The 11813-nt window shown below is 31.9% G+C and carries 12 protein-coding genes; 6 read left to right on the top strand and 6 right to left on the bottom strand.

Features of this window, described 5'->3' with window-relative positions; all coding sequences use genetic code 11:
• Positions 1-26: 26 nt before the first annotated feature.
• Positions 27-1322, top strand: coding sequence for a penicillin-binding protein PBP4 (gene pbp4, locus JQN76_RS07220; protein ID WP_000793075.1), 1296 nt, complete (start codon positions 27-29; stop codon positions 1320-1322).
• A 116-nt stretch (positions 1323-1438) separates the two neighbouring features.
• Here pbp4 and tagD read toward each other — a convergent pair whose 3' ends face one another.
• From tagD to tagG, 4 genes are all read right to left on the bottom strand, one after another.
• Positions 1439-1837: a glycerol-3-phosphate cytidylyltransferase gene (gene tagD, locus JQN76_RS07215; RefSeq protein ID WP_000832260.1), complete on the bottom strand. Its 399-nt coding sequence runs from the start codon at positions 1835-1837 to the stop codon at positions 1439-1441.
• Between the two features lie 62 nt (positions 1838-1899).
• A complete protein-coding gene (locus JQN76_RS07210; RefSeq protein WP_001241179.1) occupies positions 1900-2961 on the bottom strand; it encodes a glycosyltransferase family 2 protein in 1062 nt (353 codons plus the stop codon).
• Positions 2958-4061 carry a teichoic acid glycerol-phosphate primase TarB gene (gene tarB / locus JQN76_RS07205; protein ID WP_001101594.1) on the bottom strand — a complete coding sequence of 368 codons (1104 nt, stop codon included), beginning with the start codon at positions 4059-4061 and terminating at the stop codon, positions 2958-2960. Before tarB ends, JQN76_RS07210 begins: the two co-directional genes overlap by 4 nt.
• 98 nt (positions 4062-4159) lie before the next feature.
• Positions 4160-4972, bottom strand: a complete 813-nt coding sequence (gene tagG, locus JQN76_RS07200) for a teichoic acids export ABC transporter permease subunit TagG (RefSeq protein WP_001273058.1) — start codon at positions 4970-4972, stop codon at positions 4160-4162.
• A 346-nt stretch (positions 4973-5318) separates the two neighbouring features.
• Between tagG and tagH the strand changes: the two genes are divergently transcribed.
• Positions 5319-6113, top strand: coding sequence for a teichoic acids export ABC transporter ATP-binding subunit TagH (gene tagH / locus JQN76_RS07195; protein WP_001103229.1), 795 nt, complete (start codon positions 5319-5321; stop codon positions 6111-6113).
• A gap of 60 nt (positions 6114-6173) precedes the next feature.
• Here the strand turns inward: tagH and tarA are convergent, their stop codons facing one another.
• Positions 6174-6938, bottom strand: coding sequence for an N-acetylglucosaminyldiphosphoundecaprenol N-acetyl-beta-D-mannosaminyltransferase TarA (gene tarA / locus JQN76_RS07190; protein ID WP_000215388.1), 765 nt, complete (start codon positions 6936-6938; stop codon positions 6174-6176).
• A 235-nt stretch (positions 6939-7173) separates the two neighbouring features.
• On the opposite strand from tarA, the gene JQN76_RS07185 reads away from it, so the two are divergent.
• Positions 7174-7926: a M50 family metallopeptidase gene (locus JQN76_RS07185; RefSeq protein ID WP_001108545.1), complete on the top strand. Its 753-nt coding sequence runs from the start codon at positions 7174-7176 to the stop codon at positions 7924-7926.
• A 79-nt stretch (positions 7927-8005) separates the two neighbouring features.
• Here JQN76_RS07185 and JQN76_RS07180 read toward each other — a convergent pair whose 3' ends face one another.
• Positions 8006-8650, bottom strand: coding sequence for a metal-dependent transcriptional regulator (locus tag JQN76_RS07180; RefSeq protein WP_000954654.1), 645 nt, complete (start codon positions 8648-8650; stop codon positions 8006-8008).
• 121 nt (positions 8651-8771) lie between these two features.
• Here JQN76_RS07180 and JQN76_RS07175 point away from each other — a divergent pair, with 121 nt between their 5' ends.
• The 3 genes from JQN76_RS07175 to mntC are packed head-to-tail and all read left to right on the top strand — an operon-like array spanning position 8772 to position 11271.
• Positions 8772-9515: a metal ABC transporter ATP-binding protein gene (locus JQN76_RS07175; protein ID WP_000894464.1), complete on the top strand. Its 744-nt coding sequence runs from the start codon at positions 8772-8774 to the stop codon at positions 9513-9515.
• Complete coding sequence (locus JQN76_RS07170; RefSeq protein ID WP_000889252.1) at positions 9509-10345, top strand: metal ABC transporter permease; 837 nt, start codon at positions 9509-9511, stop codon at positions 10343-10345. The genes JQN76_RS07175 and JQN76_RS07170 overlap by 7 nt, the downstream gene beginning before the upstream one ends.
• Entirely contained in the window at positions 10342-11271 is a 930-nt protein-coding gene (mntC, locus tag JQN76_RS07165; RefSeq protein ID WP_000737654.1) for a manganese ABC transporter substrate-binding lipoprotein MntC, read from the top strand. Before JQN76_RS07170 ends, mntC begins: the two co-directional genes overlap by 4 nt.
• The last annotated feature ends 542 nt before the right edge of the window (positions 11272-11813 follow it).

Here is an 11813-nt window from a genome sequence, read left to right as displayed (position 1 = left end):
ATTGGAAAAGGGAAGATTAACGCTTTATGAAAAATTTAATATCTATTATCATCATTTTATTTTTAACATTAAGTATTATGACACCATATGCACAAGCTGCTAACAGTGACGTAACCCCTGTACAAGCAGCAAATCAATATGGTTATGCAGGTTTGTCGGCTGCATACGAACCGACGAGTGCTGTTAATGTAAGTCAAACTGGACAATTACTGTATCAATACAATATCGATACTAAGTGGAATCCAGCGTCTATGACTAAATTAATGACAATGTACTTAACATTGGAAGCTGTAAATAAGGGGCAGCTTTCACTTGATGACACTGTCAGAATGACGAACAAAGAATATATTATGTCTACACTACCTGAGTTGAGTAATACGAAACTATATCCTGGACAAGTATGGACAATCGCAGACCTATTACAAATTACAGTATCTAATTCTAGTAATGCCGCGGCATTAATTTTAGCTAAGAAGGTATCAAAAAACACGAGCGATTTCGTTGATTTAATGAATAACAAAGCTAAAGCTATCGGAATGAAAAATACACATTTCGTCAATCCAACGGGTGCTGAAAATTCAAGATTACGTACATTTGCACCAACAAAGTATAAAGACCAAGAACGTACTGTAACGACTGCTAGAGACTATGCCATTTTAGATTTACGCGTGATTAAAGAGACACCTAAAATATTAGACTTTACAAAGCAGTTAGCACCAACAACGCATGCAGTTACGTATTACACATTCAACTTTTCATTGGAAGGTGCAAAAATGAGTTTGCCGGGTACAGATGGTTTAAAAACTGGATCAAGTGATACAGCAAATTACAACCATACGATTACTACCAAACGAGGTAAATTTAGAATTAATCAAGTTATCATGGGTGCAGGAGACTATAAAAACCTTGGTGGCGAGAAGCAACGTAATATGATGGGGAATGCATTAATGGAACGTTCATTTGATCAGTATAAATATGTAAAAATATTGTCTAAAGGTGAGCAAAGGATAAATGGTAAGAAATATTATGTTGAAAATGATCTTTACGATGTTTTACCAAGTGATTTTAGTAAAAAAGATTATAAACTTGTAGTCGAAGATGGTAAAGTACACGCGGACTATCCAAGAGAATTTATTAATAAAGATTATGGACCTCCAACTGTAGAAGTTCATCAGCCAATTATTCAAAAGGCAAATACTGTTGCTAAAAGTATGTGGGCAGAACATCCATTATTCACTATCATTGGTGGTGCATGCCTTGTCGCTGGATTAGCACTTATTGTTCATATGATAATCAATCGTTTATTTAGAAAAAGAAAATAAAACATACTAAAAACGGACAAGTTGCACATTATAAAGCTGCGAAACTTGTCCGTTTTATATTTATTTTATAATAACCTACATTAATTTATCGTTTAGTATCGATAGTTCTATATAATTTATTTAGCATCTTTACCATATAATTCTTGTTTGATTTTAGTCGTCGAAATGCCTTCTGTACGTTTTAAATAAATGACTTCACATTTATCCTTTAAGAAGTCGAATTCACCTTCCCAGTCATGTCCCATAACAAAAACATCTACATCAAATTTTTCGACATCGTCTTCTTTTTGTCCCCAGCCCTTTTCTGGAATGACTAAATCGACATAGCGTATTGATTCAAGCATCATTTTTCGTTGTTCATAATCATAATAAGATTTTTTATGTTTAATTTGATTAAATTCATCTGTTGATAATGCTACTATTAAATAATCGCCCATCTCTCTTGCACGACGAAGCAATTCGATATGACCATAGTGAAGTAAGTCATATGTGCCATATGTTATTACACGTTTCATTAAGTTATCCTCCTCATATTGTCACATCATAGGATTGCAGTTTATGGTCATCAATGTACACGTTATCGTTTTAACATTGATTTTGTTCGATGTGCAAACTTTCTCCCTTTAAGTTGTATCAAGAATTTTTTATAAGTCGGCCTATTAATGCCCACTTGAATTAATGTTTGTCGCCACAATTCGTATATTTCTCTATCCCAATTCTCACCAATAAATTCAACTGTATTTATAATGTCAAACATGTTTTGCGATACATAATCAGAATGCTGCATAGACATAATATAGTCTTTTACGAGTTGAATTGTCGTGTGCGTTACTGCTGGGTGTTCGTTCATATAATATTTTAATGAATTATTGAATAAAATACGATCAACCATATCACTATATAATAGCCTTTGTTCAGGTAATAGTAACATTTCCATGACTCGTTGTCTTATTTTCATAATTTCTGTGATATATCTATTAAAATCTTCATCGTTACTTGTAGCATGTGTATCTATATCGTTATCTCCGACAATCATCTGTGAAACTAAATGTATATCCGTAGCTTTTTGCATCGCCTTGACAAGTATTGCGTGATTGTATGTGTTAGCTAAAGTTTCGTCACACTGTAATTCAGCAAATTTAGCACTGAATAACTTTCCGTCAAAAGACATCATTGATAACAAATCTGGTTGTTCCGTTAATGTAACGATTCGATTATCTTTAATAAACTCATCAGCACTTTTCAATTTCCATTCACCATGGTAATTGTAAGCTCGCTGCCCTATTACCATATCAATATTATCATTATTTTTGAAAGCTACAGTTAACCTATCTAATTTACCTGGCAATACGATTGATGTTGGTTTTATGACCATAAATGCGTCACTATCATGTGGATCTGTCATTTTGATATCCATCAAACCTTTATTAATACACGTAGCTATCGAAGCATTTTGTAATTGTATTAATGAAATATGCTTGAGTTCTCTTTGTAACCGTTCAATCATAGGAATTGTTTGATCAGTAGAACCACCATCAATACAAAGGATTCTATAGTGTTCTTTACTCTCAATAGATATTAACAATTGTCGAATTGTTGCCTCATTATTACATGTAGGTATGATTATCGTAAGCCTCATTTTGTCACCATCTTATCTATATATTCTGTGAGCTGATGTAAACTTTTATCAGTATTATACTTATGCCAATCTTTAAATAACGGACTTAATAGATGTTCTTTTTCTTGTATCGTCATTATTAAATCTTCTTCAGTATACACTTTGTAGCTATCCGGTATTGCTTTGTAAAATTGATTCAGGCCTCTCACTTTATCATATGTTCCTTCATCATACACATAAAATATAGTTGGAATATCTAACAAGCTAGCTTCTATTGGCAGCGAACTATAGTCGCTAATAATTATATCTGACATTAGCATTAATGTAGACGTGTCGATTGAAGATACGTCATCAATGTCTGAATCTTCAATTGATGGATGTAATTTATTAATCAGTGTATATCCTGGTAAACATTTTTCAAAATAAGCTTTATCAATAGCCCTATTATCTGCTTTATCTTCTCTATATGTTGGTACATATAATACCAACTTATTTGTAATTCCATATTTATCCTTTAACTCTGCCTTAACCGTTGCTCTATCAGCTGTGTAATATTTATTAATTCTCGGAAGCCCAAAATACAGCATTTGCTCTTCTGTTGCACCTAAAGACTGTTTAAAACATTGTGACATTTGTTCACAACCCACTAAGTAAAAATCCGTCGCTTGATAAACTTTACGGTACTGCTGAACCATTGCCTTGTCAGACACATCGACTTGATGATCTGTTAATCCAAAGTTTTTTAATGCACCACTTGCATGCCACGTTTGAACAATGTGTTGATTAGAAGTCTTATTATATCCACCTAGTAATAGGTAATAATTATCGATAATAATCATCTGCGCGCTTTTCAAAGCCTTAATTTGTTTTACCAATGTTCGATTAGTCATTTCTATCACATCAACATCGTCGCTAAGTTCAGATAAATAAGGCGCTTGTTTTGGTGTTGTTAAAACAATTTTCTGATACGACGAATTATTTAATGCTTTGATGATAGGCTTAATATCTTCTGGAAAAGTCATCATAAATACGATATGCGGTTTATCAATCACTTGAGGCGTAATCATTTTAGAAAGTATTCGAACAACCAAATGATAAAATTTCTTTATTAAAACGTTCATAATACACCAACTTAATATGTTATTTACTTAAATTATAAACAAAAATGAACCCCACTTCCATTTATTAATGGTTAGCGGGGTTTCGTCATATAAATATATTACAAGAAGTCTGCAAATTGATCTCTATATTTCATGTGTAAGTACGCACCAATTGCAAAGAAAATGGCAACAATACCGAAATTGTATAACATTAATTTCCAATGATCCATGAAATACCATTCGTGATATAAAATTGCTGCACGGTATGATTCAGCAATAAAGTAAACTGGATTATATTTCATCATTTCATGAATTAAACCACTGATACCATGGTTCTTTGGTAGCCACAAAATTGGTGAAAAGTAAAATAATATTCTTAATATTGCTTGCATTAACATTTGTGTATCTCTAACTAACACACCGAGTGTTGATGTTAATAACGTCACCGAGGCAGTTAAGAAAAAACAAAACGGTACATATATCAATAATTGAATGATATGTATTGATGGATAAATACCAGTAAACATACATGCAATTATCACAAGTAAAAGTAAGCCTAAATGTCCATAAAATCTACTTGTCACAATATATGTCGGTATTATCGATAACGGGAAGTTCATTTTCGATACTTGATTAAACTTTTGTGTAATTGCTTTAGTACCTTCTAAAATACCTTGGTTGATGAAGAACCACATACTGATACCAACCAATAACCAATAAACAAAAGGTACACCATGAATTGGTGCATTACTTCTTATTCCTAATCCAAAAACCATCCAGTAAACCATAATTTGCATAACAGGGTTAATTAATTCCCATGCCACACCTAAATAGTTACTATGATTGATAATTTTAACTTGAAACTGAGCCAGTCTTTGAATTAAATAAAAGTTCTTTACATGTTCTTTAAAAACTGTTCCTATTGCTGACATTCCATTAAACCACACTTTCAAATGTTTAACTATTTCTCTACTTAACTAAATAGTATTATAATAATTGTTGTAAATACTATCACTATACATGGATGCTATCAAAATTATTGTCTAGTTCTTTAAAATATTAGTTTATTACAAATACATTATAGTATACAATCATGTAAGTTGAAATAAGTTTAGTTTTTAAATATCATTGTTATCATTGATGCTTAACATTTTGTATCAAAACACCAACTCTGATAATAACAAAATCTTCTATACACTTTACAACAGGTTTTAAAATTTAACAACTGTTGAGTAGTATATTATAATCTAGATAAATGTGAATAAGGAAGGTCTACAAATGAACGTTTCGGTAAACATTAAAAATGTAACAAAAGAATATCGTATTTATCGTACAAATAAAGAACGTATGAAAGATGCGCTCATTCCCAAACATAAAAACAAAACATTTTTCGCTTTAGATGACATTAGTTTAAAAGCATATGAAGGCGACGTCATAGGGCTTGTTGGCATCAATGGTTCCGGCAAATCAACGTTGAGCAATATCATTGGCGGTTCTTTGTCGCCTACTGTTGGCAAAGTGGATCGTAATGGTGAAGTCAGCGTTATCGCAATTAGTGCTGGCTTGAGTGGACAACTTACAGGGATTGAAAATATCGAATTTAAAATGTTATGTATGGGCTTTAAGCGAAAAGAAATTAAAGCGATGACACCTAAGATTATTGATTTTAGTGAACTTGGTGAGTTTATTTATCAACCAGTTAAAAAGTATTCAAGTGGTATGCGTGCAAAACTTGGTTTTTCAATTAATATCACAGTTAATCCAGATATCTTAGTCATTGACGAAGCTTTATCTGTAGGTGACCAAACTTTTGCACAAAAATGTTTAGATAAAATTTACGAGTTTAAAGAGCAAAACAAAACCATCTTTTTCGTTAGTCATAACTTAGGCCAAGTGAGACAATTTTGTACTAAGATTGCTTGGATTGAAGGCGGAAAGTTAAAAGATTACGGTGAACTTGATGATGTATTACCTAAATACGAAGCTTTCCTTAACGATTTTAAAAAGAAATCTAAAGCCGAACAAAAAGAATTTAGAAACAAACTCGATGAGGCCCGCTTCGTTATTAAATAAACCGAAAAAACCGAGAATCTCCATTTAAGGATTTCCTCGGTTTTATTTTTGTCATCATGATTATTTCGCCTTTTTTATTTTTCTTTTTGCTTTGGCTATTTTATACATAAATATTGGAATACTCTTTAATCTACCAATACGTTTCCAATCTATTAATGCTCTATATATCCATTCAATGTTTAATTTTCTAAAGATATAAGGCGCTCTCTTTTTAGCCCCAGCAAATACTTCAAGAGAACCACCTACGCCCATCATCACTGTAGATTCAAATTGGTTTTCATGTGTCATAATCCATTCTTCTTGTTTAGGGAATCCCATACCTACAAATATGTAATCAGGTTTAAACAGTTTAATTCGTTTCACTACTGTCTCATCTTCTAAATCAATATAACCGTGATGATGTGCAAACGATATGTTTGGATATCTTTGTTGCAATGCATATTGTGCCGCTTCTACAACTTCATTAGTTGCCCCTAGCAAAAATACTTTTTGATGATTTACATGAGCAATTTTCAAACATTCATCCATCAACTCAATACCAGGTATACGATGCGCTAGAGGTTGCTTTAAACGATGCGAAGCTTTGACTACTCCTGTCCCATCAGCAACAATATAGCTCGCTTGATTTATTAACTCTAAATACGCTTGATGTGTCGTCGCGTAATTCACTATTTCAGGGTTGGCTGTTACTATAAAAAGATTATTCGTTGATTGATTTGCAAAAAAGGTTTTAATATTTTCAACCATTTGCAACATTGTTGTATTATCAAAATCGACCCCTAAAATGTCAACTTTGGCTGTATTGGATCTTTCTTCAACAGTCATAACAGGAATCTCCTATCTTATTTCATTATTATGTTAGTGTAATCAATATTAACAGTATTTATATTCATCCTATTTATATCGAAATGATTTTGCTTTATTTTAACACATATTCACCTTTTCAAAAATTAAAATTAGTTTAACTAAGGTAAGTCTAAAGTCTAACGCTATTGATGCCAATATCATTTATAATAAGTGCTAAGCAAACTTTAAATTAATATCTTATATGAGGTTAACAATGAATTATTTATCAAACTTTTTTAATACGACAATTCAACTTAATATATACATTATCGTTATTGTTGCAGCTTGTTATATTGCTATTCATCAATATAGACATAAGCCTGTTTTGAACTATTTAGATGTCATTTTAAACTATATCCCTGTTTTAACACATGAATTTGGTCATGTACTGTTTAATAAACTCGCTGGTGGCCGTGCAAAAGATTTAGTCATTGTAACAAGTCCACGAGAGCGACAACAGACATTACAACAAGGATTCGCAATTACACAATCTAGACATCTAGCAGGCCAATGGCTTACAACGATTGGTGGTTATTTTATGCCACCTATTATGTTATTGATAGGTTTAGCGTCGAGCCATTATCAGATACCTAGTTTCTTTATATTTACCTATTTATTGATATTTATTTATTTTTTAATTTTAACATCTAGAAAAGGCTCACCCATTGTTGTTATAACTTTAATTTCTATCATGTTGTATTTTATATTAAAAGATGAAAATATAGTAGAAATTCAACTACTTGTCACAATGAGTTATCAATATATTTTAGGTGTATTATTAGGCGAAGTTCTACAATCTAGTTGGACGATTGCTAAATTGACTTTCCAGCGTCCGAGTCCACAGTGGGATGGTAGTGCACTTAAAGAACTCAGTCATGTACCTATCTTCATTTATAGTACAATATGGATTATCTTCAATCTTTATGCAGTGAATATTTTACTCAAATATACTCACTTGATAAATTAACTAATAAAAAAGAAGCCTAAAGCAATTATCCATATGTCTTTATCAGTTCAATCATGGATATCTTTATGGCTTCTTTATTTTATTTTTCAGCAAACATGTTCATTGCATTTTCGTAACTGACAATAATTACATTATCATTACGTTTAATGATAATTACTTTATTCATTTCATCTTTCGATACAATTTCCACTTCATTACCAATAGAAATATCTTTACTAGACAAATATATTAGCAAATCGGTCTTATCTCTCACACGTTTGATTGTAACGATATCACCAGGTTCATAATTCAAAATCGTTGTTATATATTTCTCTTTATATTCATTATTTCTAGGAATCACACCGCCGTGCGGGCAAGTTTCTGGGAAATTTAACAGGCTATCCAGCCTTTCAACAAATAAATCTGAAATTCGATGTTCTAAAATTTCTGCTTCTTGATGTACTTCTTCCCAATTATATTTCAATATTTCTATTAAAAATAATTCTAATAGTCGATGTCTCTTAATGATATCAAGCGTATGCGTTAAACCATCCTCTGTTAATCTAACACCTTTGTATGGTTTTGTTTCAACATAGCCTGCTTTTTCAAGACGTCCTACCATTTCACTTACAGATGGAGGCTTAATATTTAAAAATTGAGATAAGATTTTATTTGTCACAAAGTTTTTATCGCCATTATTCGTAAGGATTGCCTTTAAATAGTCCTCTTTTTCTTCAGTTAACATACTTTCACCTCACATACATTGTCTATATTATATCACGAATTTACTTGACATGATAAATATTCTCAGTTTATTATACAATTAATTAGGTTAGCCTAAACTTTTAATTAGGAGGTATAAACGTTTGTTAGAAACAAAAGATTTAAATCTGTTTTTAGGTAATAAGCATGTACTTAAAAACATTTCCTTATCGATACCAGTACGCGGCGAAATAATTGGTATCATGGGCCCGAATGGTGCTGGTAAATCTTCCCTTATCAAGTCTTTAATTGGTGAATTTAATGCTACCGGTACTAAATTGTTATATAACAAACCTATACAACAACAACTGCAACATATTACATATATTCCACAAAAAGCACATATTGATTTAGATTTTCCTATAAGTGTGGAACAAGTGATTTTATCAGGTTGCTACAAAGAAATTGGATGGTTTAGACGACCTAATAAATCAGCAAGGGATAAACTCAAACAGTTATTAAGCGATTTAGAATTAGAATCTTTACGTCATCGACAAATTTCAGAATTAAGTGGTGGACAATTACAACGTGTGCTAGTAGCAAGAGCATTGATGTCCGAAAGTGAAGTTTATTTTCTAGATGAGCCGTTTGTCGGAATTGATTTTAGTAGCGAAAAATTAATCATGACAAAAATCGAGAACTTAAAACAACAAGGAAAACTTATTCTTATCATCCACCATGATCTATCAAAAGCAAAGCAATACTTTGATCGCATTATTCTATTAAATCAAACATTACGATACTTTGGTGATAGTGAAGAGGCTATGAGTGTCACTCGCTTAAACGAAACATTTATGAGTAGCACTGACTGTAGTGACCCTAGTCAAAGGAGCAATATAACATGTTAGAGTTTGTCGAACATTTATTTACATATCAATTCTTGAATCGAGCATTGATAACTTCAATTATTGTAGGGATAGTTTGTGGTACAGTTGGTAGTTTAATTGTATTACGTGGTCTTTCATTAATGGGAGATGCAATGAGTCACGCAGTATTACCTGGTGTTGCCCTATCATTCTTATTTGGTATTCCAATGTTTGTAGGCGCACTTATAACTGGTATGATCGCAAGTATTTTTATCGGTTATATCACATCTAGTAGTAAAACGAAACCTGACGCCGCTATTGGAATTAGTTTTACCGCTTTCTTAGCTTCGGGGATTATTATTATTAGCTTAATAAACACTACGACAGATTTGTACCATATTCTGTTTGGTAATTTACTGGCAATCACAAATAGTGCATTTTTAACAACTATTGTGATTGGTTCAATCGTCCTTATTCTAATCATTATTTTCTATCGTCCATTAATGATTTCTACATTCGATCCAACGTTTAGTAGAATGAGTGGTCTAAATACGACGTTATTACATTACTTTGTGATGTTGTTACTCTCATTAGTAACAGTAGCAAGTATTCAAACGGTAGGTATTATTCTTGTAGTTGCATTATTAATTACACCTGCATCTACAGCATTTTTAATTAGTAAAAAACTATACTCAATGATGATTATAGCAAGTTTAATAAGTGTCATAAGTTCAATTGTCGGACTTTATTACAGCTATATTTACAACATTCCTAGTGGTGCGACAATCGTACTTTGTACGTTTGTAATTTATATCATCACATTATTTTTCACAAAATTTACGAATAGAAAGAAACGAGGAAGTTTAACATGAAAAAATTAGTACCTTTATTATTAGCCTTATTACTTCTAGTTGCTGCATGTGGTACTGGTGGTAAACAAAGCAGTGATAAGTCAAATGGCAAATTAAAAGTAGTAACGACGAATTCAATTTTATATGATATGGCTAAAAATGTTGGTGGGGACAACGTCGATATTCATAGTATTGTACCTGTTGGTCAAGATCCTCATGAATATGAAGTTAAACCTAAAGATATTAAAAAGTTAACTGACGCTGACGTTATTTTATACAACGGATTAAATTTAGAGACTGGTAACGGTTGGTTTGAAAAAGCCTTAGAACAGGCTGGTAAATCATTAAAAGATAAAAAAGTTATCGCAGTATCAAAAGATGTTAAACCTATCTATTTAAACGGTGAAGAAGGCAACAAAGATAAACAAGATCCACACGCATGGTTAAGTTTAGATAACGGTATTAAATACGTAAAAACAATTCAACAAACATTTATCGATAACGACAAAAAACATAAAGCAGATTATGAAAAGCAAGGTAACAAATACATTGCTCAATTGGAAAAATTAAATAATGACAGTAAAGACAAATTTAATGACATTCCAAAAGAACAACGTGCCATGATTACAAGTGAAGGTGCCTTCAAGTACTTCTCAAAACAATACGGTATTACACCAGGTTATATTTGGGAAATTAACACTGAAAAACAAGGTACACCTGAACAAATGAGACAAGCTATTGAGTTTGTTAAAAAGCACAAATTAAAACACTTATTAGTAGAAACAAGTGTTGATAAGAAAGCAATGGAAAGTTTATCTGAAGAAACGAAGAAAGATATCTTTGGTGAAGTGTACACAGATTCAATCGGTAAAGAAGGCACTAAAGGTGACTCTTACTACAAAATGATGAAATCAAATATTGAAACTGTACACGGAAGCATGAAATAACACGCTGTGTTTTAATGAAGTAAGATGAATTGATGTTGATGCAACCTAAAATATTGGTATCTCCAATATTTTAGGCCACACATCAACATAACAAAGTCGAAGGCTAATAGTCCCATATCGTGCGTTAAATATATATTACCCTCCTATTAATATATATACCGTTCCCGATCGCACGATATGGTGGTATTAGAACTTCTCTTTGAACGAAAGAGAAAAGCTAGAAGTTCTTATGCAGTTTTAATTAAACTGTAAACATTTGTCACTCTTTAAATCAAAGAGTAAAGTTAAAAGCTTTATGTGGTTTTGATTAAACTGCGAACAGCTGCTTCTCTTTGAACGAAAGAGAAAAGTTAGAAGTTCTTATGCAGTTTTAATTAAACTGTAAACATTTGTCACTCTTTAAATCAAAGAGTAAAGTTAAAAGCTTTATGTGGTTTTGATTAAACTGCGAACAGCTTTTCTCTTTGAACGAAAGAGAAAAGCTAGAAGTTCTTATGCAGTTTTAATTAAACTGTCGTTCCCTTCATCTCTTTTAACCACAG

The organism is Staphylococcus sp. SM3655, assembly GCF_016917315.1.
GTDB classification, from domain to species: domain Bacteria; phylum Bacillota; class Bacilli; order Staphylococcales; family Staphylococcaceae; genus Staphylococcus; species Staphylococcus aureus.
Note: the sequence above shows the minus strand (reverse complement) of the source record. Positions and strands in the feature narration are given on the sequence as shown.